Consider the following 26022-nt stretch of genomic DNA (forward strand, 5'->3'; position numbering starts at 1 on the left):
CCCATGTCCTTCCTCTCGTTCCTGCTGGGCGAAAAGAAGAAGACTGCCAGCGTCGCGAAAGAGCGGCTGCAGATCATCCTCGCCCACGAGCGCTCGAGCCTCAGCGGCAAGAAGCGGCCCGACTACCTGCCCGAACTCCAGCGCGAGCTGGTGGCGGTGATTTCCAAGTACGTGTCCATCAACGCGGACGACATCAAGGTCAACCTGGAGACCCAGGACAACCTCGAAGTGCTCGACATCAAGATCGAGCTGCCCGACCCGGCTCCGACGCCGGCGCGCTGAGCGCGAAGGACCTGAAGCGCAGCGCCGGGCCCGCGTTCAGCGCTGCGCCACGAAGCGCGCCACCTGCGTCAGCACCTCGGCTTCCTTGAGGATGCGGCGATGTCCCCATCCCTGCGTGGCGACGAGCTGCGCACCGCGGATCGCATCGCGATACGCCTGCGCGTCGGCGAAGCGGTTCACGCGGTCGTCGCGGTCATGAACGATCAGCGTGGGCTGCGCGATGCGCGGGCCCACCGCCGCCGGTTCGAGCTGCGGCATCAGCACGCCCTCGCGCGATTCGAAGCGCCGCTGCATCGCGAGGCGCGTGGCTTCGCTCAGCCCGAAGGTGTGGGCGAAGTAGCGCGTGTATTCGCGCGGCGAAGCGGGCGGAGCGAGCAGCACGAGACGCTCGGCCGGTAGCCCGCGCGCGGCAGCCAGGGCCAGCCCGTTGGCGCCCAGCGAATGCGCGACGGCGGCGCGCAATGCATGGCCATCGGCCGCCAGCCGGGCCGCGACGTAGGCGATGGCGCGCGCGAACTGCGGCGAATTGCTCATCGTGCCGGCGCTGCGGCCATGGGCCGGCAGCTCGAGCAGCACGGGCCGCAGCCCTGCGGCGGCCACGGCCTGTGCGAGCGGCAGCATCTGGCCCGCATGGCCGCCCCAGCCATGCACAAGCAGCACAACCGGCGCCGACTCGGCGCCCGAGTCCTGCGCGGCGAGGTGGTAGATGCCGACGCTGGCCTCTTCGAAGGACCAGTCCTCGCGCCGCCATTCGGCACCGGGGCCCTGCCCGCGATAGAGCCACTTGGGCGGCAGCGGCGTGCCGAAGACGCGGTAGGCGGCGCGCACCGCCAGCGCCGGCCAGAAGCGCTGCGAGGTGGTGAGGCCGAAGCGCAGCGCGCGCATCGTGCGGCTGGGCCGGTAGTAGTTGGACTGCGCGGCGTGGCCGGCTGCCGGAGGGGAAGTGCTCGTCATGGATCGGTGGTCCTTCCGGGCTTCAGTACCAGACCCAGTCGCGGTTGCTGCGCGGCAGGCTGCGCAGGGTGTCGCGAAGGCCCTTGATGCCAAGGACGGCCGCGTAGGCGGCTAGAAAGAGGGCAATGATCAGCATGGTGCTTCTCCTGTTTATCGCACGGCTGTGCGAAATTTTGGCAAATCGAATGCGGGGAATCCGCCTGGTTCTTGAAGGGGCCTCGCTCAGGCGAGGTAGCTGGAAAGAAGCCGCTGCCAGGTCTGGGTGGCGCGGTCGGCGGCCTGCGGGTCGCGCAGGAAGCGCGCGTCGTGCAGCTGGGTCATGGTCACGCCGTTGAGCTCGCTCACGAGCTGCGCCGGATCGGTGTCTGCCTTGAGCTCGCCCGTCTCGATGGCCTGCAGCACGGTGCGGCGCAGCGCGGCGCGCCAGCGGGTGATTTCGCCGAGCAGCACGTCGCGCAGCTCGCCCTCGCGGTCGTCGAACTCGAAGGCGCCGGCCATGTAGAGGCAGCCGGTGTGCATCTCGACATCGCGCGTGCGGGCGATCCAGCGCGACACGATATCGTTGAGTCGGGCCAGGCCCTTGGGCTTCTGCATGGCGGGCACGAACACATCGGCCAGGAAGCCGCGGCCGTACTCCTCGATGACGGCCTTCTGCAGCGCCTCGCGCGAACCCACGCGCGAGAACACGCCGCTCTTGGAGAGGCCCAGCCTGCTGGCCACAGCCTGCAGCGTGATCGCTTCCAGGCCTTCTGCCAGCGCGAGGTTCATTGCCGCGCCGACGATGGCGGCGCGGGTGAGTTCGCTTTTCTGGGTCTTGGCGTCCATGCGGCGAACTTTAGCACAGCCGTGCGAAATCACAAGTGCCCGGAGACAGGCCGCGGCTGGAGCGCCTTAAAGATGTTTTGTTCATGTGAAACCAACAAACGCATCGTTCCCCGAATAAGCGCTTCTGCCGAGAATCGCCGGTCGGCCCCAGCCCGGGGCTTCGATGACTCCTCCGCGCCAGATGAACTTCCAACAACTGCGCTCGGTACGCGAGGCCGTTCGTTGCGGCTTCAACCTGACCGAAGTCGCCCACACACTACACACCTCCCAGCCCGGCGTGAGCCGGCAGATCCGCGAGCTCGAGGAAGAGCTCGGCATAGAACTCTTCGTGCGCGCCGGCAAGCGGCTCACGGGGCTCACCGAACCTGGCGGGCACGTGCTGCCGATCATCGAGCGCATGCTGATGGAGAGCAGCAACCTCAAGCACGCGGGCCAGGAGTTCGTCGCGCAGCAAAGCGGCCTGCTCTCGGTGGCGGCCACGCACTCGCAGGCGCGCTACGCGATGCCGGTGGCCGTGCAGGAATTCCGCGCGCAGTTCCCGAACGTGAAGCTGCACCTGCACCAGGGCTCGCCCAAGCAGATCGCGCAGATGCTGCTGGACGGCGAGGCCGACGTGGGCATCGCCACAGAGGCGCTGGGCGACTATCCGCAGCTGGTCGCCCTGCCCTGCTACCGCTGGACGCATTCGGTAATAGTGCCGCCGGGGCATCCGCTGCTCGACGCGCCGCTCACGCTGGAGGCGCTCGCGCGCTATCCGCTCATCACCTACGACACGGGCTTCACCGGCCGCTCGCGCATCGACGAGGCCTTCGAGCAGCGCGGGCTGCAGCCCAACATCGTGCTGGCCGCGATGGACGCCGACGTGATCAAAACCTACGTGCAGCTGGGCCTGGGCATCGGCATCGTGGCCGGCGTGGCCTACGAGGCCGAGCGCGACACGCAACTGCGCGCGATCGACGCAGGGCGGCTCTTCGGCATCAACCTCACCAAGCTGGCCGTGCGGCGCGGCACTTACCTGCGCAAATATGTCTACGCTTTCATCGAATCTTTCGCGCCCACGCTGACACGCGCGGTCGTCGAAGGGGCTCTGGGAGACCAGGAGAAGGCCTCCCACTACGAAATCTAGGCTTTGTCCAGAAGCTGGAAGCGGTTGTGTACTGGGGACGACAGAATGGTTAAAAAAGAAGTCTGAAGCTTCACACAGGCGGCGTACATTCGGGTTAATTCCTTGGCTTCCTGGAAATGGATCAGCAATGGCATCGTCGACCTCGCAGCAGCAGCAACAGCAAACAAAGGCCTCCCAGAGGGCGGCCGATGCAGCGGAGCGGCGAGAACGCCTGAGACGGAACCTGCCCGCCACGGTTGAACTGCTGCAGAGCCGACAGGCCGACCGCATCGACGACGCCGACATCGACGCGTACGTGAGCCTCAACTGGCTCGAGTGGCACGGCGGCGGCCTGCGCCTGACCATCACGGGGCGCAACGTCTGCGCCCAGTCGATACCCGCGGCATTGGCCTGAGGGCCGTCCTTCTCCGCGCAAACGAAAAAGCCGCCGCAGTTGCTTGCGGCGGCCTTGCGACACGTGCCGGTTCCGCTTACTGGCCGGCGATGATGTTCGCGATCACGCCCGTGGCGATGGCCGCGAGCACGAAGTCGCCGCCCACGCCCACCCACTGATAGCCGCGGGGCGGCTGCTGCAGCCTGTAGGCGCGCCAGTCCTGCACCACATAGTTGCGGCCACGGTACTCCGGCGGCACGCGGCCGCCACGACGCCATTCCGTATGCGGCTGCGGGAAGCCGCGGCGGTCGAACTGGCGGCCATCCCGGAAGTCCTGGTTGCCGCGGTAGTGGTCGCCGTGCGGGCCGCGCCGATCGAAATTGCGGTCGCGCTGCTCATAGCGGCCATCGCCGGGACGGCCGTTGTTGTCGAAGCGCCGATCCTGCGCAAAGGCACTCCCTGCGGCCATGCACATCGCGAGTGCCGCGGCGCCCACGGCCATGATCTTCGAGTTGGTCTTCATCCGGAACTCCTTCATGCGTTGATGACGAGTTCATTGTGTGCCGCGCGTGTATCCGATTCGGCCGCTTCAGGTCGCGGTCAGGTGAAATCAGGTAAGCGCTGGTATCCGCGCGGCGCCTTGTCCTTCATGTGACTGGCACGTAGCGGTTGACCACCATGCCGCTCTCGTAGGCCGTCGAGCCCAGCAGCCGCAGCTTGTGGCCCTTGTGGGGATCGTGGAACACCGAGCGCCCCGCGCCCACGGCCGTGGGGTTCACGAAGAACTGGAACTCGTCGACCAGCCCCGCCGCCACGAGCGCCGACGCGAAGCCCACGCCACCGATGGTGATGATGTCCTTGCCCTGTTCGCGCTTCAGCGCGTTCACTTCTTCCGCCATGCCGCCCCTTGCGATGACGGTGCGCTCCCACCGCGAAGACTCGAGCTTGTCGGTGAGCACGACCTTGCGCGCCTCGACGATCTTCTGCGCGAAGGCGTAGTGCGGATCCGCGGGAAATCTCTTCGCGGCACGGCCCCAGTGATCGAGGTAGCCCTCCTGCACGATGAGCCGGCTCAGCAGGATGGTGTCGATGCCTTCGAAGACGGCGTTGAAGTCGCGCTTCAGCCTGTCGTCCCAACCCCAGCGATCGCCCCAGCCCCAGAGTTGCCAGTCGAGGCTGCCATTGGCCGGCGACACATAGCCGTCGACCGACATCTGCATTTGCAGGATGAGCTTTCTGGTCATGCGCGTTCTCCTTCGGCCAGTATGGCCTTCGCCCATTGCTCCAGCGTGGTGGACGACGTGTTGCGTGGCGAACGGGCTTCCAGAGCCCATCCTTCCTGTTCGTTGAAGCTGCGCGCGGTTTCGAGCACCGCTTCGGCAAAGCTCGGCGACATGCCGGCGCCGAGCATGCTCGCCAGTGCGTCCTGGTGAGGCACCTGCACGTACTGCACCTTGGGCTTGCCGATGGCTGCGCCGAGGATGGCGGTGGCTTGCGCCATCGTGTAGTCGCCACCGCCGTGCAGTTCGTGCACGCGCGTGAGGGTGGCGGCTTCGTCGGTCAGCAGCCGCACCGCGCGATCGCCGACGTCTGCGGCGGAGACCATCGGCATCGGAAGGTCGCCGCGAAACATCGTGCCGAAGAAGCCGATGCCAGCCTGCGATGCGAAGTCGAGGCCCTTTCGGAAGTTCTCCATGAAGAAGCCGGCGCGCAGATGGACCAGTTCGGGAATGTGCAGCTCGTCGAGGCCCTGCTCCAGCAGCGCGGCGCCCAGCGAACTGCCCTTGCGCAGATGCGCGCTGAGGCCACTCAGCAGCACCACGCGGCGCACCGAGGCTTCCTTCACCGCCCGCGCCAGGTTGGCGCCGATCTCGCGCTCGCGGGCATGCAGGTCCGCCGCCTGCAGGTCGAACGGGACCATGAGAAACGCGCCGTCCACGCCGGCGAACACCTGCCTCAGCGCAGCGGCGTCATCCAGCGAAACGCCCGCGCTGCGCGAGACCGGCCGTACATGGTGACCCGCGGCCTGCAGGCCCCCGACTACTGCTTTTCCCACGTCGCTCGTCGCTCCGACCACTGCGTACGTGCTTGTCTTTCGAGTCGTTGGCATCTTGTCTCTCCATTCGGTTGGGGCTGGAATAACTGCTTGCTAAATGCAAGCAGTTGCAGTATTCGGTGAATGATGCAAAAATGCAAGCAGTTTTTGAAAGAGATCGGAAAGACCATGGCCTCCAGCGAAAAGTCGGCATGCCCGATCAACCTCGCGCTCGAAGTCTTCGGCGACCGGTGGAGCCTGCTGATCGTTCGCGACATGATGTTCGCGGGCAAGCGGCACTTCCGCGAGTTCCTGCAGTCGGAAGAAGGCATCTCCTCCAACATCCTCGCGGAGCGGCTGAACAAGCTGGTCGAGTACGGCGTGCTCTCGAAGGCCGACGACCCCAGCCACAAGCAGAAGGCCGTCTACAGCCTCACCCCGACGGGCATCGACCTGCTGCCGGTGGTCACGCAGATCGGCATCTGGGGCCGCAAGTACCGGCCGGTGACCGAGGAAAGTGCAGCGCCTTCCGTGGCCCTCGAAAAGGGCGGCGCCGCCCTGCAGAAGAAGATGCAGGCCGAGTTGCGCAAGACGCACCTCGGCTCGCACTAGAGCCAGAACGCGGCGGCCAACGGGCCGGCGCTCAGCCCTGGCTGGTGGAGCGAAGACTCAGCCGCCGACCGTGTTGTGGGCCTGGTGCACGCGCGAGCCGCTGCCGCGCCTCGCATCGCGGTCCACCGGCGGCAGGTCGAGTTCGATCAACGCGCCGTGCGCCTTCGCCAGGTCGAAGCTGCCCGTGGACTGCGGCCTGTCGGTGTGCAGCACGAGCGCATAGGGACCTTCGCCGCGCGCCGCGAGGCGCTGGCCGAGCCTGCCCCCGCCGCCGCCGTTCTCTCTCGGCGAGTAGAGCACCAGCACGCTGCGTCCCAGCGCGATGACGGCCATGCGCACGTTGCTGCCGGGCACGGCCACGGGTTCGCCGACGTGAGTGTCGGCATCGGCGGCGATGCTGCTGGCGAGCAGGGCGCGGTAGCGCGCCAGCGTGGCATCGAGGTCGGCGACCGCCACCGCCAGGCTCGCGACGCCAAGGGCGCCGTTGGCGTGCACGCGCACCTCGCCTTCAGGCACTCGCAAGGCGCGCGGCGTGAGGTCGCCGCACAGGAAAGGCAGGTCGGCAGAAAGCGGGCGCGCGGTCTGCCAGCGCAGGCGTTCGCCGTCGGGCCGCACGCGGCCGCCGTCGAGCGGACCTTCGAGCACGAGCCCCCGCCCCTTCGCATCGTCCACGGTGGCGGCGGTGTCGCGCGGCAGCAATGCGAAGTCGACGATGCCTTCGCCGTGCTTGTGCAGCAGCTGCCACCAGCGCTCGCCGGGCGAAGGCTCGCGCCACGCGATCAGCTCGAGGTAGCTGCCGTCGCCGAACACCACCAGCGCGTTGTGCGTGGCGCGGCCCGGATGCTCGCCGCCGCGCAGCACGTGGAATCCGAGCGCGCCGTAGTCGGCGATGGTGCGTTCGAGGTCGTGGACCGCGATGACGATGTGGTCGAGCCTGAGTGCCATGAATGCGTTCTCCGTGGATTTCCGGGTTCAGGATGCGGTGCGCGCCGCGCCGCCGCCACCGAGGTAGGCGTCGCGGATGCGGGTGTCGGCCAGCAGCTCGCGCGCCGGACCCGACAGCACGATGCGCCCGGTCTGCAGCACGTAGCCGTGGTGCGCGATCTGCAGCGCGAGGCTCGCGTTCTGCTCGACCATGAACACCGACACGCCCTGCGCGTTGATGCGCGCGATGAGCTCCAGCACCTTGTCGACGTACAGCGGCGACAGGCCCATGGTCGGCTCGTCCATGCAGATGAGCTGCGGCCGGCCCATGAGCGCGCGCGCCATCGCCACCATCTGCTGCTCGCCGCCCGAGAGCGTCCCGGCCTGGAACTCGATGCGCTCGGCCACGCGCGGGAACAGCTCCAGCATGCGCTCCAGGTCCTGCGCCACGGCTTTGCGGTCGCTGCGCGCACAGGCGCCCATCAGCAGGTTCTCGCGCACCGTCATCGCGGGGAACAAACGGCGCGCCTCGGGCACGGAACCGATGCCCTTGCGCACGATCTGCGGCGTGCTCAGCCCCAGCGTCGATTCGCCGTTGAAGAGCACCTCGCCCGAGCGCGGCTTGAGCAGGCCCAGCACGATCTTCATCGTGGTCGACTTGCCGCTGGCGTTGCCGCCGAGCAGGCTGACGATCTGGCCCTTGCGCACTTCGATGTCTAGATCGAAGTGGGCCTGCACGGGGCCGTAGAAGCTGTTGATCTTGCGCAGCTGGAGCAGCGCTTGCTCCTGCTGCGGCTCATGGAAGGCAGGTGCCGCGCTGCGTTCGGGCTGCCCCTCATCCCGACCCTCTCCCCAGAGGGGCGAGGGAGCGAGGCCTGTGCGGGCGACGGTGGCGATCATGCGGGCACCGCCTCTTCTTCATTCGGTGCTTCCACCGAGCCCACACGGCGATGGCCGAGATACGCCTCGATCACCGCCGGGTCGTTTCGCACCTCGTCCGGCAGGCCCTCGGCGATCTTGCGGCCGTCGTCGAGCACGGCCACGCGGTCCGACAGCTGCATCACCAGGTCGAGCTTGTGCTCGATCAGCAGGATGGTCTGGCCGCGCGCCTTCAGGCCGCGGATGATCTCCAGCATTTCCGCGGTCTCGCTCTCGTTCATGCCGGCGGTGGGCTCGTCCAGCAGCAGCAGGCGCGGCCTGAGTGCAAGTGCACGCGCGATCTCCACGCGGCGGCGGTTGGCATACGAGAGGCTGTAGGCCGGGTGGTCGATGCGCGGGGCAAGGCGCTGGCCGAAGAGCGCGATGATCTCTCGCGCCTCCTCGCGCAGCGCCTCTTCCTCGCGGCGCACCGCGCCGGGCTGCAGCAGCGCAAGCGCCAGCTCAGCGATGGCGCCCAGCCCGGGCACACCGCCCAGGCGCGGTTTCACGGCGCGCAGCCGCGTGTGCGCGCCGACCAGCACGTTGTCGAGCACAGTCAGATTCGCGAACACGCGCCCGTGCTGGAAGGTGCGCGCGAGCCCGCGTTGCGCGAGCTGCTGCGCAGGCAGGCCGGTGATGTCGTTCCCGTCGAAGAGCACCAGCCCTTCGTCGGGCCGGTCGAGACCGGTGACGAGGTTGAACAGCGTGGTCTTGCCCGCGCCGTTCGGCCCGATCACGCTCAGCAATTCGCCCTCGCCCACGTGCAGGTCGACGGCGTTGACGGCCGTGAGCCCGCCGAAGCGGCGCACGAGGCCGCGTATCTCAAGCAGCGACGGCATCGACCGTTTTCTCCCCCGCCCGAGCCTTCGAGTCGACGTGCTTCACCTCGGCGCGGATGGTCTGCGGATTGCGCAGCAGGTTGAGGATGGGGCAGTTGCGCTCCACCGCCTCGAACAGCGCATCGATCTCCTCGCGGCTCGCGGGCGAGTCGATGTGCACCGTGTAGCCGATCTCGTGCGGCCAGATGGGCGTCTTCTCGTGGCCCGGCTTGCCGCCGCGCGGATCGATGATGCCCGTCACCTCCACCTCGAGGCTCTCGAGCGGAACCTGCCGCTCGGCCGCCTGGATCAGGAAGATGTGCGTGACGCAGGTGCCCAGCACGCCCAGCTGCAGCTCGGGCGAGCTGGGCCCGAGGTCGTAGCCGGCGAAGTCCGGTGGGCTGTCGCTGATGACCTGATGTTCGCGGATGCGCAGCCGGCGCACGCCGCTGCGGCCCTCGGCTTTCACGCTTGCTTTGAGTTGCACGGGCCGCGCTGTGCCGGCTTCGATGGCGGCATTGCGCGCCAGCACGGCGGCGCGCTTCTCGGCGAGGTAGTCGTTGAGGTGGCTCATGGTGGTGTGTTCCTTCAGACAGTGCCCAGCAAACCCTGCGGGCGGAATCGGATCAGGAGAAGCAGTGCGACGCCGTAGATCAGCATCCGGTACTCCGCCGTCACGCGGAACAGCTCCGGCAGGCTCACGAGCGCCACCGCGCCCAGCAGCGCGCCGCTGATGTTCCCGAGTCCGCCGAGGATCACCATCGTCAGAGCCAGGATCGAGATCTGCGAGCCGAAGGTCTCGTGGTTGATGTACGAGTACATGTGCGCGGTGAAGGCGCCGCTCACGCCGGCTGCGAAGCCGCCGAAGCCGAAGGCCAGCGCCTTGTAGCGGTCGGGGCTCACGCCATAGGCGCGCGCGGCCACCTCGTCCTCGCGCACCGCGCGGAAGGTGCGGCCCAGGTGCGAGCGCAGCAGGCGCCACTGCAGCAGCGCGAGCAGCACCATCGCGCCGAACGAAGCCCAGTAGATGGCCTCGTTCGACGAGGCATCGCGCCCGAAGAGCGACAGCGGTGGAATGCCCGACACGCCGATGGGCCCGTGCGTGAGGCTTTCCCAGTTGAGGATGGTGAGCGCCACGATCTCGCCGATGCCCAGCGTGGCGATCGACACGTAGTGGCCGCGCAGCCTGAAGGCCGGGAAGATCAGCGCCGTGCCGATCAGCGAAGTGAGAAGGCCCGCGAGCACGATGCCCGTTCCCACCGGCAGGCGCAGGTCGAGCACCAGCAGCGACGATGCATAGGCGCCGATGGCCAGCAGCCCCGCATGGCCCAGCGAGATCTGCCCGATGGTGCCGGCCACCAGCGTGAGGCTCAGCGCGAGCGCGCCGTAGAGCCACGCGTTGGTGAGCGTCTGCAGCAGGTACGGAGACGGGTCGAACAGCGGCAGCGCCGCCGCCGCGGCGAAGAGCGCGAGCAGCAGGCTGGGCGGCACGTGCCAAGGTTTGCTCGGCGCGATGAAGGTGCCTGTGAGCGGCTCGGGCGGCAACGCGCGCTTGCGTCCGAACAGCCCGTTGGGCTTCCACAGCAGGATCACGAGCAGCAGCGCAAAGGCGAAGAGATTGCGGTACGGCGTACCGAGGATCGCCACGCCGTAGCTCTCGATCAGCCCCAGCAGCAAACTGCCCGCGATGGCGCCGGGCACGTTGCCCACCCCGCCGACCACGGTGGCCACCACGCCCTTGAGCGTGGCCTGGAAGCTCATCGCCGGGCTGATGTTGTTGTAGTACATGCCCACCAGCAGGCCCGATAGCCCGCCCAGCGCGGCGGCGATGGCGAACACTGTCTGGTTCACGCGGTCCACGTCCACGCCCATCTGCTGCGCCGCGTCGCGATCTTGCGCGGTGGCGCGCACGGCCCAGCCGAGTTTCGTGAAACGCAGGAAGCCGAACAGCACGGCCGCGCTCGCGAGGCCGATGCCGGCAATGAGGATGTCGAGCGCGCCGATGGTGCCGGTGCCGATCTGCAGGCGCCAGTCGGGCAGCTGCGTGGGCAGCGAGCGCGGGTCGGGGCTGAACACCAGCTGCACCAGGATGTCGAGCACGAAGCTGATGCCGATGGTGGCCAGCAGCGGCGCGATGCGCGCCGAGCCCTGCAGCGGCCGCAGGCCCACGCGCTCGATCAGCATGCCGAGCGCGCCCGAGCCGATCACCACCAGCGCGATGGTCACGGGCAGCGGCGTGTGCAGGTACGTGATCGACGCCCAGCCGATGTACGCGCCCACGGTGTACACCGAGCCGTGCGCGAAGTTGATGAGATGCGAGACGCCGAAGATCAGCGCGAGCCCCACCGCCAGCAGCGCATAGATGTTGCCGATGATCAGGCCGTTGACGGTGTAGTCGAAGAAGGAGGTGAAGCTCATGGCATGCCGGCTTTGCCCCCTCTCCCGCGTGCGGGAGAGGGTTGGGGTGAGGGTGCAGCGGCCGATGCGAGGTACTGCTGTTTTGCGAAGGCCCCTGCCCTCACCCTGGCCCTCTCCCGCAAGCGGGAGAGGGAACGACGCGCGAGACTGCTCATTTCGATGCAGCCACCGCCGCCCTCTCGTCCAGCTGCGCCCACCTGCCGTCCTTCACGACGAGGTTGACGCTCTTCACGCCGATGATCCGCCGCGTCTGCGCATCGAAGCTGGCCTTGCCGAAGATCACGCTGGGCACGTCCTTGATCTTGTAGAACGCATCGCGCACCGCCTTGCGGTCGGCATTGGGGCCGGCCTGGCGCAGCGCGGCGGCTGCGTACACCACCGCGTCGTAGGCGTAGGCGTTGAAGGCGTCGGGCTCCTTGCCGTACTTGGCGCGGAAGCTCTTCACGAAGTCCTGCACCTCGGCGCGCGGCTCGTCGGGATAGAAGGCGGTGTTGGTGTAGATGCCGTTCACCGCCGCGCCGCCGAGCTCGATGAACTTGGGCGAATACACCGAGCCCACCGCGGCGATGGGCTGCTTCAGCCCCACGCTGCGCACCTGGCCCGCGATGAGCGCGCCGTCGGGGTAGTAGGAGATGAGCACCAGCCCGTCGGGGTTGGCGTCGCGCACGCGCACCAGCGTCGATCGGAAGTCTTTTTCGTCGGGCTGGTAGCCCTCGGCAATGGCGACCTGCGCGCCGCGCTCCTGCGCGGCCTTCACGAGCACGTCCTTGCTGGTGCGGCCCCAGTCGGTGTTCAGATACAGCACGGCGATGCGCTTGAAGCCCAGCGTTTTCACCGCGAGCTCGGCCAGCAGTGGCTGCGCGTCGGCCTGGCTGATGGAGGGGCTCCAGATGTAGTCGCCGCCCCTGGTGAAGTCGGGGTGCGAGTTGGTGAAGCCCAGCTGCACCAAGCCCGCGCGCTGGTAGATCGGCGATGCGGCCATCGAGGCCGGGCTGGAGAAGTCGCCGAGCTCGATTAGCACGCGCTTGTCGTTCACCAGCTTCTGCGCGATGGCCACCGACTGGCGCGGGTCGCTCTGGCTGTCTTCGAAGTTGTAGGCCAGCGGACGGCCGTGGATGCCGCCCTGCGCGTTGATGTGCTCCAGCGCGAGGTCGAAGCCGGCCTTCCACTGCGCGCCGTACTGCGCGTTCTGTCCGGTGACGGGCCCGCTCGCGCCGAACCACACCGGCTCACCGGTGGCGGGTGCGGCCAATGCGGCAAAAGGCGCGGCCAGCAGGGCCATGGAGAGTGCGGTCACATGACGCAGGAAGCGGTGGCGGTTCAAGAGCAGCGGCATGGTGTCGTTCGGGTCCGGTGATGGATGGGAGAGGTGCGGGGAGCCAGTCATTCTTCGCCCGCGCTCCACACCGGGGAACGAACAAAAACGGGGAGGCTTATGCGCTTTCCGAGCAAAGGGACAAGCACTCGCGCGGCTTCGGGCTGCGTTTAAGCTGCGCGCCACATGAAGCGACGACACCTTCTCCATCTGCTGGCGGGCGTATCCGCTGCGAGCCTCATGGCGGCATGCGGCAGGCGCAAGCCCTCGACGGCGGCGCTGAAGTCAGGAGCCCACGTGCTGGCCCTGGGCGACAGCCTGACCTTCGGCTACGGCGCGCCGCCAGAGGCCTCATGGCCCATGAAGCTGGGCGAGCTGACCGGTTGGCAGGTAGAGAACGCGGGCGTCAACGGCGACACCTCGGCGGGCGCGCTGCAGCGCCTGCCAGGTCTGCTGGGCGGCGCGAGCTACGACGCGATCCTGATCGGCATCGGCGGCAACGACATGCTGCGTGGCGTGTCGGCCGCATCCACGCGCGACAACCTCGTGGAGCTCGTCACCCAGGCGCGCGCGCACACGCCCTACGTGGCCGTGCTGGCGACGCCCGCGCCCGACGCGATGCGCGCGGCGGTGGGGTCGCTCAGCGATGCGCCGTTCTACGAAGAGGTGGCGAAGGCACAGCAGGCGCTGCTGGTCGCGAACGTGTATTCGAGCGTGCTCTCGGATTCGTCGCTGCGCTCCGACCGCATCCATGCGAATGCGCGAGGCTACGAGAAGGTCGCGCAGCTCCTGGCGGATCAGCTCAAGTCCGCTGGCTGGCGTTGAGCAGGTCGAGGTAGGCGCCCTGCACCAGCTGATCGGTGCGCACGCCCAGTTGCGCCATGAGTGCATGCGCCTCGGCGATGCCGGCCTCGGCCGACTCGCCCTCCTCCAACACCACTTCGAGCTCGAGGAATTCGCCAAGCCCTTCCACGCGATCGAGGTGGATGCGCGTGCGGCCCGCGACGAACAGCCGGCGCTGCTTGCGCACCCGGCCCGCCTAGCCCCAGGCGAGCGTGAGCGATTCGCGCAGCACATCGGGCGTGGCGCAGGGCGTGATCAGGTAGAACGATTCCTTCGGACCGCTGCTGTTGGCGCGGCGATAGAAGATCAGCTCCGCGCGGTCGGGCGCGAAGGTGCGCAGCTTGAGGCGGTCGGCGCCGTCGGTGCAGCGGAAGAAGGTGTCGTCCTGCGCGATCTCGATGGGGCCCTTGTCGGCCAGTGTCGCGGCGATGGCTGCGACCCGGTCAATGCTGTCGATGCGGGCCTTGATCTCTACATTTCGTGCCATGTGTTCCTTGGAGAGATGTTCCGGGATGCGTGCGAATGACACCGGGTAGCACCCGGCGCCATTCGCATATGGACGCTCTGCTCATGCCGGTCGCATGAGCGCTGCGCTCATCGATCACGCCGAGCAGCGGCTCCAAGGATCAGGGCGCGCTGCCTTGCGGGCCCACGGACGGCGGTGCAGCACGTCCGCTCGATCCTGGCGAGAGCTTGCGCCCGAAGGCCTCGCCCACCCGGCGCACGGGCCGGCTGGCCTTTTCCGACACGTTGTTGACGCCGCGCCGCGTAGCCGCGTCGGCGCGGTCGATGCCGCGGCCGGCGGCGTTGGTGCCGCGCTGCACGCTGCCCACAACCTTGCCGCCGCGCGAGGGCGACTTGAGCGTATGGGCGCGCTGCGCCTTCGGCGGGTTGTCGGCGCTCTGGGCCTGCGCGAGACCGGGCAGGCACAGCATGGCGGACATCGCCACGGCAAGCGGCGCGTGGAGAGAGAAGGAAAGTTTCATGGAGCCTCCTTGGTGTCTGTGTCTTCCGCTGCCACAGCGGCAGCACGCGCCATGCGCTCGCTCTTCCAGTAGACGTCGTCGCCGCCGTCCATGCGGTTGAGCACGCGCGCGAGCACGAAGAGCAGGTCGCTGAGCCGGTTGAGGTATTGGCGCAGCGCGTCGTTGAGCTGCTCGGCGGCGCCCAGCGCCACCACGGCACGCTCGGCCCTGCGCGCCACCGTGCGGCACACATGCGCGAGCGAGGCCGCGCGTGTGCCGGCGGGAAGGATGAATTCGGCCAGGCGCGGCAGCGCCGCGTTGTGTTCGGCCAGTGCGTTGTCCAGCTGCAGCAGGGCCTCGGACTTCAGCAGCGTGAAGCCCGGCATCGACAGCTCTCCGCCAAGGTTGAAGAGCTGGTGCTGCACATCGACCAGCAGCTCCCGCACGGGCTCGGGCATGGGCTCGCACAGCAGCACGCCGATGTTCGAGTTGAGTTCGTCCACGTCGCCCATCGCGTGCACGCGCAGGTTGTCCTTCGACACGCGCGTGTTGTCGCCGAGGCCGGTGGTGCCGTCGTCGCCGGTGCGGGTGGCGATCTGGGAAAGCCGGTTGCCCATGGAGGCTCCTTCCGTTCCGTTCAGTGCCGCTCGACGACGGTGGACGCGTCGATCTTGCCGGCCAGCCATTGAAGGCCCGCGAGATGCTGCTGGTCGTGGCTGCAGAGGTAGTGGATGAGGCTGCGCATCGTGAGCGGGCCGTAGCCTTCGAACACTGCCGTGCGCGCGAGCTGCGCGTCGCTCAGGCTGGAGATGATCTCCATCGTCTGCGCGCGCGCCATGCGGAAATCGGCCAGCACCTGCGCCGCATCGGCCGCTCCGTAGTTGCGCTCGATGGCCAGCGGCTCGCTGTCGATGGATGCGAGCGTGGGATGCGATTCGGCCAGCGTGCGCCGGAAGCGCACGTGGTAGCCCTCAATCTCGATGTCGCGCACATGGCAGAGCTGCTCGATGGCGGTGAAGGCCTCGCTGGGCACGCCTTCCCATGAAGGCGGCGTCCAGTGCCTGAAGGCGAAGGGAATGGCCGCGTAGTGGGCCTCCAGCTGCGAGGGGAAGGCCGCAAGGGCGCTGAGTGTGGTGGGGTTCATGTTTTTCCGAAGCGCATTATGGTGCTCGCTCCGTAGAATGGCCGATCACCCCCACCCCGCCAGGAGACAGCCGATGAACGCCCCGACCCAAACCTCGCACCTGCTGCCGGAGCTTCATCTGCGCGACGTGCCCGAGAGCCTGATCGAGGCGCTGAAGGCACGCTTCGGCGCCAACTGTTCCACGGCGATGGCGGTGCGCACGCAGCACGGGCGCGACGAGTCTTCCTTCGACGCGCCGCCTCCCTCCGCCGTGGTGTTCGCCGAGAGCACGCAGGATGTTGCAGACGCGGTGAAGCTCGCGAGCGAGCACAGCGTGCCGGTCATCCCCTTCGGCGTGGGCTCCTCGCTCGAAGGCCACCTGCTGGCGGTGCAGGGCGGCATCAGCATCGACGTCTCGCGCATGAACAAGGTGCTGTCGGTGAATGCCGACGACCTCACGGTGACGGTGCAGCCCGGCGTCACGCGCAAGCAGCTCAATGAAGAGATCAAGAGCACGGGCTTGTTCTTCCCGATCGACCCGGGCGCCGACGCCTCCATCGGCGGCATGACGGCCACGCGCGCCAGCGGCACGAACGCGGTGCGCTACGGCACGATGCGCGAGAACGTGCTGGCGCTCGAGGTAGTGACGGCCGCAGGCGAAGTCATTCGCACGGGCACGCGCGCGAAGAAGTCGTCGGCCGGCTACGACCTCACGCGCCTCATGGTGGGCAGCGAAGGCACGCTGGGCGTGGTCACCGAGATCACGCTGCGCATCTACCCGCTGCCCGAGGCGGTGTCCGCGGCGATCTGCTCGTTCCCAAGCATCGAGGCCGCCGTGCGCACCACCATCGAAACCATCCAGCTCGGCGTGCCGATCGCGCGCGTGGAGTTGATCGACGTGAACACGGTGCGCATGGTGAACGCCTACGCCAAGCTCAACCTGCGCGAGGAACCGATGCTGCTGATGGAGTTCCACGGCTCGCCCGCCGGCGTGAAGGAGCAGGCCGAGACGGTGCAGGAAATCGCGAGCGGCCATGGCGGCAATGCCTTCGAATGGGCGAGCACGCCGGAAGAGCGCACGCGCCTGTGGACGGCGCGGCACAACAGTTACTTCGCGGCGGTGCAGTCGCGTCCCGGCTGCCGCGTCATCTCCACCGACACCTGCGTGCCGATCTCGCGCCTGGCCGACTGCCTGCTCGACTCGGTGGCCGAGGCCGATGCCAGCGGCATCCCCTACTTCCTCGTCGGCCACGTGGGCGACGGCAACTTCCACTTCGGCTACCTGCTCGACCCCAACATCCCCGAGGAGCGCGTGAAGGCCGAGGAGCTGAACCACGCGCTGGTGAGCCGCGCGCTGGCCCTGGAAGGCACCTGCACCGGAGAGCACGGCGTGGGGCTGCACAAGATGGAGTTCCTGGTGAACGAGGCGGGCGCGGGCGCGATCGACATGATGCGCACGATCAAGCGTGCGCTCGATCCGAAGAACATCATGAATCCGGGGAAGATCTTCAGCCTCTGATTCCGCTCAGCACTCAACGAAAAAGCCCGGGGCTCTTGCGAGCCGCCGGGCTTTTTGTTGTGCGATGACCGATCGATCGATCAGTTGCTGCGGCGACGGGCTGGTGCCTTCTCTGCCGGCACGTAGGTCTGCGAGGGCGCCGCACCACCGTCCACGCCCAGGCGGCCGCCGCCGCCGAGGCCCTGGCCGCGCACGGTCTGCGCCTTGTAGTTGCGCAGCGAGCGGACCATCTGGTTGAAGGCGTCCATGAAGGCCGCGGCGATCACCTTGCCCTGGGCGGTGTTGGTGTAGCCACCGAGGCCGCCGCCCGCGCTGCGGCCAGCGAGTGCACCGAAGGCGCCGAAGTCGGTCTTGGAGGCGCTGCCTTCGGAAGCGGCAACCTGCACGCCCGAGCGGTTGTCGATCAGGGTCAACATCGCGCTGGCTTCCTTGGTCTGCATGCTGCCGCCCAGGGCAGCGAGCGCACGGCCACGGCCGCCACCCACCAGGCCGCCGAGCGCGCCGCCGACGCCGCCAGCGTCGCTGTTGCTGAACACGATTTCGGGCGACAGGCCGTAATCGGAAGCGACCATCTGGCCGCGGCCGAAGTTGCTGCCGCCGCGCATTTCGCCCGACTGCATCAGCGCGCGTTCGCGCGTCATGGCATTCATGCCTGCAGCGCCGCGTTCGACCACGATGAAGCAGTTCGATTGCTGCACCAGCAGGCGCAGCAGGTTGGCAGTGGGAGGCAGGCGGTATTCGCCGGTGAGGATGGTGTACCAGCCCGCGTTCTGGTTCTCGATCAGGGAGACGGTGCCGAGCGGCGATTCGCAGCGCTCGAGCTGGCTGCTGGCGTTGTCGGTGGCGCCACCCGCCGCGCTGCCGGTGGCCATGGTCTTGGCCGACTGGCTGCCCATTTGCATGTCGGTCGTGGCGCAACCGGTGAGAAGAAGTGCGCCGGCGGCGATGGCCGCGAGCGGAAACCTGGTGAGCTGCATGGTGGACTACTCCCTCTGTTTGTTCAGAGAACTGGGGTTGGAAAAACCAGCGGTCGAGGATACGCGCAAAGGATTGCAGGAATCAATCAAACGAATGCCGGAGCCCCGATTCACAACACTAGGCCGTTCGGCGGATGCGTTCGATCAGTCCGTTGAGCGCATCGATGGAGCCGAAGTGGATCGCGAGCTCGCCGCTTTCCTCGACGCGGCCGCCGCGCTTGGTGCGCTTCTTGATGCGGACCTCGACCTCGGCCGTGAGCAGGTCGGCCAGTTCTTCTTCCACGCGCAGCAGGTCGCGCGACTTCTCGCCATCGTTGCTGCGGCGCGAAGGCGTGAGCGTGAACTCGGCCGCGAGCTTCTTCACCAGCGACTCGGCCTCGCGCACCGACATCTTCTTGGCCGCGATCTGGTTGGCGGCCGTGATCTGCGTGCCGCGGTCCAGCGACAGCAACGCGCGCGCATGGCCCATGTCGATGTCGCCGGCCATCAGCATCTGCTGCGCGGGCTCGGCCAGATTCAGCAGGCGCAGCAGGTTGCTGGCCGCACTGCGCGAGCGGCCCACGGCTTGCGCGGCCTGCTCGTGAGTGAGCCCAAACTCGGTCACCAGGCGTTGCAAACCTTGGGCCTCTTCGAGCGGATTGAGATCCTCGCGCTGGATGTTCTCGATGAGCGACATCGCCGCAGCGGCCTCGTTGGGCACGTCGCGCACCAGCACTGGCACGCTGTCAAGGCCGGCGAGCTTCGCGGCACGGAAGCGCCGTTCGCCCGCGATGATTTCGTACTCGGCGTTCTTGGCCGCGGCCGATTCGGGATCGAGCCGGCGCACCAGGATCGGCTGCATGATGCCCTGCACCTTGATGCTCTCGGCCAGCTCGTAGAGCGCGCCCTCGTCCATGCGCGTGCGCGGCTGGTAGACGCCAGCGACCATCTGGTCGAGCATCAGCGTGCTCGGGTTGCGTTGCGCGCCGCCCTCCTCCGCATCGTTGGCGCTGCCACTGCCGCCGCTTGTGTTGTCGGCGGATGGGGCGGCCGTCGGGCCCAGCAGCGCTTCGAGGCCGCGGCCCAGTCCCTTGGGTTTCTTGGTCGCCATCAGTTCTTTTCTTTCGAGATTTCGTTCAGGAGTTTCCGGCACTCGGGCCAGTCGCCCAGGCCCGATTCGGCATTCAGATGACCGCCCGCGCCGGCATCGACGAAGCGCGCGCCCCAGTCGGCGGCAAGCTGGCGGGAGCGCGAAGCTTCGCAGTAAGGGTCGTCGTTGGCGGCGATCAGCACCGCCGGGAACGGCAACGGCTTGCGCACGATGGGCGCCCAGCCGGGAATCTGCTGGCGCAGATTGTCGCTCTCCACGTCTCCGGGCGCGACCAGCAGCGCGCCGCGCACCTTGTGCGTGTTGCGCGAATGCGCGGCCCAGGCGGCAACGAGGATGCAGCCCAGGCTGTGCGCCGCGAAGACCACCTGGCCGGGCGATGCCAGCACTTCTTCTTCGAGCCGCGCGGACCAGTCGCCGCGCAGCGGGCGCATCCACTCGTGCTGCTCGACGCGGTGATCGCCATGGACCGATTCCCAGCGGGTCTGCCAATGACCGGGGCCGCTGTTCTGCCAACCGGGCAGCAGCAGGATGCGAGGCTCTGTCATTTGCTACGGATTTGATAGCACCCTGCGGGTCGCATGCGGCCGTCAGGCATTGTTGTCACTTGTCGAGTCGGTAGCCGGCGCGGCTGCCGGCGCCATGACGTCGTCGGGAATCGGCAGGTCCGGCGTAATCCGCGCAACCGGTGCGATCGGCGGAGCCACCGCGCCGGAGGCAAAGGCGCTCGCGGGCGGCATCTTGTCGACCAACTCCTGCGCGAAGGCGATGAAGGCCCGGCTGCCGCGCGCGGCCGGGTCGAACACCACGCCGGGCAGCCCGTAGCTCGGCGCTTCGGCCAGCCGTACGTTACGCGGGATGACGGTGTCGAACACCTTGTCGCCGAAGTGGGACTTGAGCTGCTCGCTCACCTGCTGCTGCAGCGTGATGCGCGGATCGAACATCACGCGCAGCAGGCCGATGATCTGCAGGTTCTTGTTGAGGTTGGCATGCACCTGCTTGATGGTGTTGACCAGGTCGGTCAGGCCTTCGAGCGCGAAGTACTCGCACTGCATCGGCACGATCACGCCGTGGGCGGCGCACAGCCCGTTCAGCGTCAGCAGGCTCAGGCTGGGCGGGCAGTCGATCAGCACGAAGTCGTACTCGGCACCGACGGCTGCCAGCGCGGTGCGCAGGCGCTTCTCGCGGCGGTCCAGCGCGACCATTTCGACTTCGGCACCCGCCAGTTCGCGGTTGGCGCCCAGCACGTCGTAGCCGCAACCGCCTTCCACCAGCTTGTCGGCCTTGACCCGCGCCTCGGCCACCGAGGCCGATTCGAGCAGCACGTCGTACACCGTCAACTCCAGCTCGCGCTTGTCGATGCCCGAACCCATGGTGGCATTGCCCTGCGGGTCGAGGTCGATCATCAACACGCGCTGGCCTACCTTTGCCAGACCGGCGGCGAGATTGACGGTGGTGGTGGTCTTGCCGACGCCGCCCTTCTGGTTGGCGATGCAGAAAATCTTGGCCATGTGAGTACCGGGGGTCGATCGATCAGCGCGAGATTGCGAGCTTGACGCCGAAGGCGATCAGGAAGCTGCCGGCAAGCTTTTCGAGCGTGGTGGAAATGCGGGGATTCGCGCGGATGCGCTCGGCCAGGAAGTGCGTAAGCAAGGTCGAGGTCAGGCCGTACAGGAACGTCAGCGCGGCGATGGTCACGGCCATCGCGCCGAAAGTGATCACGCCCTGATGCCGGGCCGGGTCCACGAACAGCGGGAAGAAGGCCATGTAGAACACGATCGCCTTCGGATTCAGCAGCGTGATCGTGAATGCCTGGCGCATGAAGTGGCTGGGCTTGATGTTGAGGATCGGGGCCGAGCCGGGCTTCGCCATCAGCATCTTGATGCCCATCCAGGCCAGATAGGCTGCACCCAGCCATTGCACTGCCTTGAACGCAGCCGGGTAGGCAGCCATGACGGCCGACACGCCGGCCACCGCTGCCCAGAGGAGGAACTGGTCGCCGACGATCACCCCGGCCGTCGCGGCGAGACCGCCGCGGATTCCGCCCTTGCTGGTCGAGGTGATCAGCGCCAGATTGCCCGGACCGGGAATCAGGAGGAACAGGATGATGGCGGCGACGAATGCGCCGTAGTCAGCGATGCCGAACATGGGTTTGCCTCGAAAAAGCGAGCCGGGAAGGAGACCAGAGGGAGGCATCGAGTCTAAGCGAGCACACTGCCGCGAAGATCGTTCGGACACCGGCTTTTACCGGTGTCGCCCCCCTTTTCGTGAATCAGGCGCCGATTTCGGCGGGAGCCTTGCGTGCCCAGACGATGCAGCGCTCGGCATCCAAGCCCGGAACCGCCAGTTGTTCCACGTGAAACACAGACACGCCCTTGGGCAATACAGCGAGTTCGTCGGTCGGTACCTTGCCCTTCATGGCGAGCCAAACACCGCCGGGTGCGAGCAGATTCATCGAGCCGTTGAAGAAATCGGGCAGCGATGCGAAGGCGCGGGAGCTGATGATTTCATAGCAGCCGACCAGCGATTCGACCCGGGCATGCAGCCCGCGAAGGTTCGGCAGTTCCAGTTCAGCTGCGACCTGCTGGACAAAGGCGGCCTTCTTGGCCACCGCATCAAGGCAACTCACTTCAAGATCGGGTCGCATGATCGCGATCACCACCCCAGGCAAGCCGCCACCGGAACCTACATCCAGCAGCTTCCCCTTCCCTGCCCATTCGCGCCGCAGCGGCGCGACCGCCGCGAGACTGTCGAGCAGGTGGTGCGTCAGCACGCTGGCCGGATCGCGCAGTGCCGTGAGGTTATAGACCTTGTTCCACTTGAGCATCAGCGTGCCGTAGGCCAGCAGCCGCTCGGCTTGGGAATCGGACAGCGCCACGCCCATGTCGGCCGCGCCCGCGCGCAGCGTGTCGATCGGCGCCGTCATTCGGCGGCAGCTTCTGTTGCAGCGTCGCGGGCAAAGGCCTTATGGCCGCCCTTTCGCAGATGAATCATCAGCAGGGAAATGGCGGCCGGCGTCACACCGGAGATACGCGAAGCCAGTCCCAGCGTTTCCGGCCGGTGCTTGTTGAGCTTCTGTCGCACCTCGAAGCTCAGCGCCTTGACCTGGCTGTAGTCGAAATCGGCCGGGAGCTTCAGGTTCTCGAAGTGCGCCGCGCGCTCCACTTCGTCATGCTGGCGCTCGATGTATCCGGAGTACTTGGCCGAGATCTCGATCTGCTCGATCTCGGTCTCGCTCAGCGGAGCCTGGGCGCTGTATTTGCCGCCATCGAGCGTCATCAACGTTTCGTAGCTCACGTCCGGCCGGCGCAGCAGATCGGCCAGGTTGTATTCGTGATCGATGGCCTTGCCCAGCACCCGCTCCGACTCCGAAGCCGGCAGGTTGCGCGGGTTCACCCAGATCGACTTGAGGCGTTCTGTTTCACGTGAAACAGCGTCGCGCTTTCGGCTGAAGGCGTCCCAGCGCTCGTCGTCCACCAAGCCCAGCTTTCGTCCGGTTTCGGTCAGGCGCATATCGGCGTTGTCCTCGCGCAGCTGCAGCCGGAACTCGGCGCGGCTGGTGAACATGCGGTATGGCTCGGTCACGCCCTTGGTGATGAGGTCATCAACAAGCACGCCCAGGTAGGCTTCATCGCGGCGCGGCCGCCAAGCATCTTCGCCGCGGCATTGCAGCGCGGCGTTGATGCCGGCGAACAGACCCTGAGCCGCCGCCTCTTCGTAGCCGGTCGTGCCGTTGATCTGCCCGGCAAAGAACAGTCCCTTGACCGAGCGTGTCTCGAAACTGCTCTTGAGTTCGCGCGGATCGAAGTAGTCGTATTCGATGGCATAGCCAGGCCGCAAGATGTGAGCGTTCTCCAGCCCGGGCATCGAGCGCACGAGCTGGTACTGGATGTCGAAGGGCAGGCTGGTCGAGATTCCGTTCGGGTAGTACTCGTTGGTCGTCAGCCCTTCGGGCTCGAGGAAGATCTGGTGGCTTTCCTTGTCGGCGAAGCGGTTGATCTTGTCCTCCACGCTCGGGCAGTAGCGCGGACCCACGCCGTCGATCTTGCCGGTGAACATCGGGCTGCGGTCGAAGCCCGAGCGGATGATCTCGTGCGTGCGCGCATTGGTATGGGTGATCCAGCAGGGCATCTGCTGCGGGTGCATGTCGGCGCGACCCATGAAGCTGAAGACCGGCATCGGCCCTGCCCCACCGGGCATGCCGTCGCCCGGCTGCTCGGTGCACTTGGAGAAATCGATGCTGCGCCCGTCGAGCCGCGGCGGCGTGCCGGTCTTGAGCCGGCCCTGCGGCAGCTTCAGTTCCTTGAGCCGCGCAGAAAGGCTGACTGCCGGCGGATCGCCTGCGCGCCCGGCCTGGTAGTTATCGAGGCCGACGTGGATGCGCCCGTCGAGGAAAGTGCCCGCAGTCAGCACCACGGTCCGCGCACGGAAAGCGATGCCGACCTGCGTGACGGCGCCGACCACGCGATCGCCCTCCACCATCAGGTCGTCGACCGCCTGCTGGAACAGGCTCAGGTTCGGCTGGTTCTCCAGCCTGCGGCGAATGGCCGCCTTGTACAGGACGCGGTCCGCCTGGGCGCGGGTCGCTCGCACGGCCGGGCCCTTGCTCGAATTGAGGATGCGGAACTGGATGCCGGCCTCGTCGGTCGCGATCGCCATCGCACCGCCGAGCGCGTCGACCTCCTTCACCAGGTGGCCCTTACCAATGCCGCCGATCGACGGGTTGCAGCTCATCTGCCCCAGCGTCTCGATGTTGTGGGAGAGCAGCAGCGTCTTGGCGCCCATGCGTGCAGCGGCGAGCGCGGCTTCGGTGCCGGCATGGCCACCGCCGACGACGATCACGTCGAATTCTTCGGGGTACAGCATTTGAAAATGGGGAGCGCACAACTGACGCGTGCGCGGCGCAAAAAGGGGCACCAATTTTAATCGGCGCGACCCTCTTGCGTCCCTTGTGTGGATAAGCTTGGAGAGCGACGCCTAAGGGCTGCTTCCAAGGCCGTCGCTTGATAGTTTGCTATATTTTTTATAGCAAATGAATCCGTCAGGCCGCGGCTTCGTCGACCTGTCCCAAAGGCACCGGCTTCTCGATGCCCATCATCTCGCCGGTGGGCGAAGGCGGCATCGACGGCTGCAGGCTCTCGTCCTGCAGTTCGCGCACGACGAGCTTCTTCCCGGTCATCCGCACGTCGCCGAAGATCGTGCAGAAGGCCACGTCCTTCGCGTCGCGCCCCGTACCCACGCGCACCAGCCGGTCGACCGGCGCCATGCGGGTCGGATCGAACAGCACCCAGCGCCCGCCCAGCCACGCCTCGAACACGGCATGGAAATCCTGCGGAGGCTCGTCGAACCACACGTAGCCGACCACCAACCGCGCCGGAATGTTCAGCGCGCGGCAGAAGGTGATGCCCAGGTGCGCGAAGTCGCGGCACACCCCCGCGCGTTCCACGAACACCTCGCGCGCGGTAGTGGTCGAGTCGCTGCTGCCCGGCTCGTAGGTGATGCTGTCGTGGATCCAGTCGACGATGGCCTGCACCCGGCCGATGCCGGGCGGCAGGTCGCCGAAGAGCTGCTGGGCACAGCGCGACATCAGGTCCGACTCGCAGTAGCGCGTCGGCATCATGTAGTGCAGCACGTCGTCGGGCACCTCGGTCACCGGCATCTCGGCCAGGTCGTTCGGCACCACCACGTGAGCGCGCCTCACGCTGGCCTTGTAGGCGATCTTCAGCGGCCCCGGCTTCGCATCGAAACGGACGAAGCGGTTGCCGCTTCCCTCGTCGCAGAAAAGCCGCAAAGGCGTCGGCGGCTCCACGACCAGTTCCTCCCCGACCACGCTCTGCATGCCCGAGCGCGCTGCTTCGATGTTCAGGAGCATGTGCGCCGGGGCGGCAACTTCGTAGTCGAGCTGCGCCTCGATGTGCGAGAGGTGCATCAGTCGATCGCTTTTTTCACCGCGCCCACGCCCAGCACCGCCAGCACCACGAACAGCAGCGCCAGCACCAGGAACAGGCCGAACAGGAACTTGGCGATGCCGGCCGCACCCGCCGCGATGCCGCCGAAGCCGAGCAGCGCGGCCACGAGCGAGATAACTGCAAAAATGATGGCGTACTTCAACATGCGTTTCTCCTTGCAGCAGGCCCTGCCTGCTATGGAACGCAGCTTAGGAAGCGCCGTCTTCCAGCCCGATAGTCGCCCCGCGCGTGCGGCCGTAGGACAAAAACGCGACGCCTCCAAACCCGCTAGCATCCGCTGCGGTTTACCCAAAGAATCCAACCAACCTCGACATTCACTGGAGTTCTCGAATGAAGCTGTACTACTCGCCCGGCGCCTGCTCGCTCTCCCCTCACATCGCGCTGCATGAAGCGGGCATCGCCGTCGAACCGGTTCTGGCCAGCACCAAGAGCCACAAGCTGCAGGACGGCACCGACTACTACGGCATCAACCCGCTGGGCTACGTGCCGATGCTCGAACTCGACGACGGCACCCGCCTGCGCGAAGGCCCGGCCATCCTCCAGTACATCGCCGACCTCGCCCCCACCAAGAACCTGGCGCCGGCCGCCGGCACCATGCAGCGCTACCGCCTGCAGGAATGGCTGACCTTCATCGGCACCGAAGTGCACAAGGGCTTCAGCCCGCTGTTCAACCCGAACATGCCCGAGGAAGCCAAGACCATCTTCAAGGACAAGCTCAAGTCGCGCTTCCAGTGGCTCGACGGCGAACTCGCCAGCAAGGAATACCTGATGGGCGATCACTTCAGCGTGGCCGACGGCTACCTGTTCACCGTGACCAACTGGACCAAGCCCACGGGCGTGGACATCTCCGACTTCCCCAATCTGCTGGCCTGGCATGCCCGCGTGGGTGCCCGCCCCGCCGTGCAGGAAGCGATGAAGGCCGAAGGTCTTCTAAAGTAA

Annotated in this window: 30 protein-coding genes and 1 pseudogene; 7 read left to right on the forward strand and 24 right to left on the reverse strand. The window is 67.1% G+C overall.

The genetic code is table 11. The annotated features are described in order from the left end of the window. The first annotated feature begins 3 nt into the window (after positions 1-3). Positions 4-282, forward strand: a complete 279-nt coding sequence (gene minE / locus ACAM57_RS31590) for a cell division topological specificity factor MinE (RefSeq protein WP_019653579.1) — start codon at positions 4-6, stop codon at positions 280-282. A gap of 36 nt (positions 283-318) precedes the next feature. On the opposite strand, the gene ACAM57_RS31595 is transcribed toward minE, so the two are convergent. Further along, the gene (locus ACAM57_RS31595; protein ID WP_126020679.1) at positions 319-1236 is read right to left on the reverse strand and encodes an alpha/beta fold hydrolase; all 918 of its coding nucleotides are present in this window, start codon (positions 1234-1236) and stop codon (positions 319-321) included. A 222-nt stretch (positions 1237-1458) separates the two neighbouring features. Continuing rightward, on the reverse strand, positions 1459-2061 hold the full coding sequence (locus tag ACAM57_RS31600; RefSeq protein ID WP_126020681.1) for a TetR/AcrR family transcriptional regulator: 603 nt from the start codon (positions 2059-2061) through the stop codon (positions 1459-1461). A gap of 181 nt (positions 2062-2242) precedes the next feature. On the opposite strand from ACAM57_RS31600, the gene ACAM57_RS31605 reads away from it, so the two are divergent. Next, positions 2243-3187 carry a CysB family HTH-type transcriptional regulator gene (locus ACAM57_RS31605; RefSeq protein WP_126020683.1) on the forward strand — a complete coding sequence of 315 codons (945 nt, stop codon included), beginning with the start codon at positions 2243-2245 and terminating at the stop codon, positions 3185-3187. A gap of 127 nt (positions 3188-3314) precedes the next feature. Further along, on the forward strand, positions 3315-3581 hold the full coding sequence (locus ACAM57_RS31610) for a hypothetical protein (RefSeq protein ID WP_369660171.1): 267 nt from the start codon (positions 3315-3317) through the stop codon (positions 3579-3581). A 76-nt stretch (positions 3582-3657) separates the two neighbouring features. On the opposite strand, the gene ACAM57_RS31615 is transcribed toward ACAM57_RS31610, so the two are convergent. From ACAM57_RS31615 to ACAM57_RS31625, 3 genes are all read right to left on the reverse strand, one after another. Further along, complete coding sequence (locus ACAM57_RS31615) at positions 3658-4083, reverse strand: RcnB family protein (protein ID WP_126020687.1); 426 nt, start codon at positions 4081-4083, stop codon at positions 3658-3660. Between the two features lie 124 nt (positions 4084-4207). Next, positions 4208-4804, reverse strand: a complete 597-nt coding sequence (locus ACAM57_RS31620) for a dihydrofolate reductase family protein (RefSeq protein WP_369660172.1) — start codon at positions 4802-4804, stop codon at positions 4208-4210. Next, on the reverse strand, positions 4801-5670 hold the full coding sequence (locus ACAM57_RS31625) for an NmrA family NAD(P)-binding protein (protein WP_369660173.1): 870 nt from the start codon (positions 5668-5670) through the stop codon (positions 4801-4803). The genes ACAM57_RS31620 and ACAM57_RS31625 overlap by 4 nt, the downstream gene beginning before the upstream one ends. Before the next feature lie 114 nt (positions 5671-5784). Between ACAM57_RS31625 and ACAM57_RS31630 the strand changes: the two genes are divergently transcribed. Then, complete coding sequence (locus ACAM57_RS31630) at positions 5785-6207, forward strand: winged helix-turn-helix transcriptional regulator (RefSeq protein WP_369660174.1); 423 nt, start codon at positions 5785-5787, stop codon at positions 6205-6207. Positions 6208-6264: 57 nt separating this feature from the next. Here the strand turns inward: ACAM57_RS31630 and ACAM57_RS31635 are convergent, their stop codons facing one another. From ACAM57_RS31635 to ACAM57_RS31660, 6 genes are all read right to left on the reverse strand, one after another. Continuing rightward, on the reverse strand, positions 6265-7152 hold the full coding sequence (locus ACAM57_RS31635; protein ID WP_369660175.1) for a VOC family protein: 888 nt from the start codon (positions 7150-7152) through the stop codon (positions 6265-6267). 27 nt (positions 7153-7179) lie between these two features. Next, entirely contained in the window at positions 7180-8031 is an 852-nt protein-coding gene (locus ACAM57_RS31640) for an ABC transporter ATP-binding protein (RefSeq protein WP_369660176.1), read from the reverse strand. After that, a complete protein-coding gene (locus ACAM57_RS31645; protein ID WP_369660177.1) occupies positions 8028-8888 on the reverse strand; it encodes an ABC transporter ATP-binding protein in 861 nt (286 codons plus the stop codon). Before ACAM57_RS31645 ends, ACAM57_RS31640 begins: the two co-directional genes overlap by 4 nt. Further along, positions 8872-9441, reverse strand: coding sequence for an OsmC family protein (locus tag ACAM57_RS31650; RefSeq protein WP_369660178.1), 570 nt, complete (start codon positions 9439-9441; stop codon positions 8872-8874). Before ACAM57_RS31650 ends, ACAM57_RS31645 begins: the two co-directional genes overlap by 17 nt. A gap of 14 nt (positions 9442-9455) precedes the next feature. Continuing rightward, positions 9456-11285, reverse strand: a complete 1830-nt coding sequence (locus ACAM57_RS31655) for an ABC transporter permease (RefSeq protein ID WP_369660179.1) — start codon at positions 11283-11285, stop codon at positions 9456-9458. 151 nt (positions 11286-11436) lie between these two features. Then, the gene (locus ACAM57_RS31660) at positions 11437-12567 is read right to left on the reverse strand and encodes an ABC transporter substrate-binding protein (protein WP_369662502.1); all 1131 of its coding nucleotides are present in this window, start codon (positions 12565-12567) and stop codon (positions 11437-11439) included. Between the two features lie 219 nt (positions 12568-12786). Here ACAM57_RS31660 and ACAM57_RS31665 point away from each other — a divergent pair, with 219 nt between their 5' ends. Continuing rightward, positions 12787-13425 carry a GDSL-type esterase/lipase family protein gene (locus ACAM57_RS31665; RefSeq protein WP_369660180.1) on the forward strand — a complete coding sequence of 213 codons (639 nt, stop codon included), beginning with the start codon at positions 12787-12789 and terminating at the stop codon, positions 13423-13425. Here the strand turns inward: ACAM57_RS31665 and ACAM57_RS31670 are convergent. The 4 genes and pseudogenes from ACAM57_RS31670 to ACAM57_RS31685 form a co-directional block, all read right to left on the reverse strand. Continuing rightward, positions 13403-13930 (reverse strand): annotated as a pseudogene (locus tag ACAM57_RS31670) (class IV adenylate cyclase). The gene ACAM57_RS31665 and the pseudogene ACAM57_RS31670 sit on opposite strands and share 23 nt — an antisense overlap. A gap of 139 nt (positions 13931-14069) precedes the next feature. Further along, on the reverse strand, positions 14070-14429 hold the full coding sequence (locus tag ACAM57_RS31675; protein ID WP_369660181.1) for a hypothetical protein: 360 nt from the start codon (positions 14427-14429) through the stop codon (positions 14070-14072). Then, complete coding sequence (locus tag ACAM57_RS31680; protein WP_369660182.1) at positions 14426-15025, reverse strand: cob(I)yrinic acid a,c-diamide adenosyltransferase; 600 nt, start codon at positions 15023-15025, stop codon at positions 14426-14428. The genes ACAM57_RS31675 and ACAM57_RS31680 overlap by 4 nt, the downstream gene beginning before the upstream one ends. A 20-nt stretch (positions 15026-15045) precedes the next feature. After that, positions 15046-15552: a DinB family protein gene (locus ACAM57_RS31685; RefSeq protein WP_369660183.1), complete on the reverse strand. Its 507-nt coding sequence runs from the start codon at positions 15550-15552 to the stop codon at positions 15046-15048. A gap of 73 nt (positions 15553-15625) precedes the next feature. Here ACAM57_RS31685 and ACAM57_RS31690 point away from each other — a divergent pair, with 73 nt between their 5' ends. Beyond that, complete coding sequence (locus ACAM57_RS31690) at positions 15626-17050, forward strand: FAD-binding oxidoreductase (protein ID WP_369660184.1); 1425 nt, start codon at positions 15626-15628, stop codon at positions 17048-17050. Positions 17051-17130: 80 nt separating this feature from the next. Here the strand turns inward: ACAM57_RS31690 and ACAM57_RS31695 are convergent, their stop codons facing one another. The 9 genes from ACAM57_RS31695 to ACAM57_RS31735 form a co-directional block, all read right to left on the reverse strand. Continuing rightward, positions 17131-18027, reverse strand: a complete 897-nt coding sequence (locus ACAM57_RS31695; protein ID WP_126020711.1) for a CsgG/HfaB family protein — start codon at positions 18025-18027, stop codon at positions 17131-17133. Between the two features lie 118 nt (positions 18028-18145). Next, a complete protein-coding gene (locus ACAM57_RS31700) occupies positions 18146-19117 on the reverse strand; it encodes a ParB/RepB/Spo0J family partition protein (protein ID WP_184639049.1) in 972 nt (323 codons plus the stop codon). Continuing rightward, on the reverse strand, positions 19117-19662 hold the full coding sequence (locus ACAM57_RS31705; protein WP_369660185.1) for an RBBP9/YdeN family alpha/beta hydrolase: 546 nt from the start codon (positions 19660-19662) through the stop codon (positions 19117-19119). The genes ACAM57_RS31700 and ACAM57_RS31705 overlap by 1 nt, the downstream gene beginning before the upstream one ends. A 42-nt stretch (positions 19663-19704) precedes the next feature. Next, positions 19705-20625, reverse strand: a complete 921-nt coding sequence (locus ACAM57_RS31710; protein WP_369660186.1) for a ParA family protein — start codon at positions 20623-20625, stop codon at positions 19705-19707. A 22-nt stretch (positions 20626-20647) separates the two neighbouring features. Next, complete coding sequence (locus ACAM57_RS31715; RefSeq protein WP_369660187.1) at positions 20648-21262, reverse strand: LysE family transporter; 615 nt, start codon at positions 21260-21262, stop codon at positions 20648-20650. A gap of 124 nt (positions 21263-21386) precedes the next feature. Further along, positions 21387-22040, reverse strand: coding sequence for a 16S rRNA (guanine(527)-N(7))-methyltransferase RsmG (rsmG, locus tag ACAM57_RS31720; protein ID WP_369660188.1), 654 nt, complete (start codon positions 22038-22040; stop codon positions 21387-21389). Next, entirely contained in the window at positions 22037-23980 is a 1944-nt protein-coding gene (gene mnmG, locus ACAM57_RS31725; protein WP_369660189.1) for a tRNA uridine-5-carboxymethylaminomethyl(34) synthesis enzyme MnmG, read from the reverse strand. Before mnmG ends, rsmG begins: the two co-directional genes overlap by 4 nt. 175 nt (positions 23981-24155) lie before the next feature. Further along, positions 24156-25043, reverse strand: a complete 888-nt coding sequence (locus ACAM57_RS31730; RefSeq protein WP_369660190.1) for a transglutaminase family protein — start codon at positions 25041-25043, stop codon at positions 24156-24158. Then, positions 25043-25228, reverse strand: a complete 186-nt coding sequence (locus ACAM57_RS31735) for a DUF1328 family protein (protein ID WP_126020728.1) — start codon at positions 25226-25228, stop codon at positions 25043-25045. Before ACAM57_RS31735 ends, ACAM57_RS31730 begins: the two co-directional genes overlap by 1 nt. Positions 25229-25413: 185 nt before the next feature. Between ACAM57_RS31735 and gstA the strand changes: the two genes are divergently transcribed. Further along, positions 25414-26022 (forward strand): glutathione transferase GstA, encoded by a 609-nt coding sequence (gstA, locus tag ACAM57_RS31740; protein WP_184639061.1) that lies wholly within the window; start codon positions 25414-25416, stop codon positions 26020-26022.

Origin of the sequence: Variovorax sp. V15 (genome assembly GCF_041154425.1) — a bacterium.
In the GTDB taxonomy this organism is placed as follows: domain Bacteria; phylum Pseudomonadota; class Gammaproteobacteria; order Burkholderiales; family Burkholderiaceae_C; genus Variovorax; species Variovorax guangxiensis.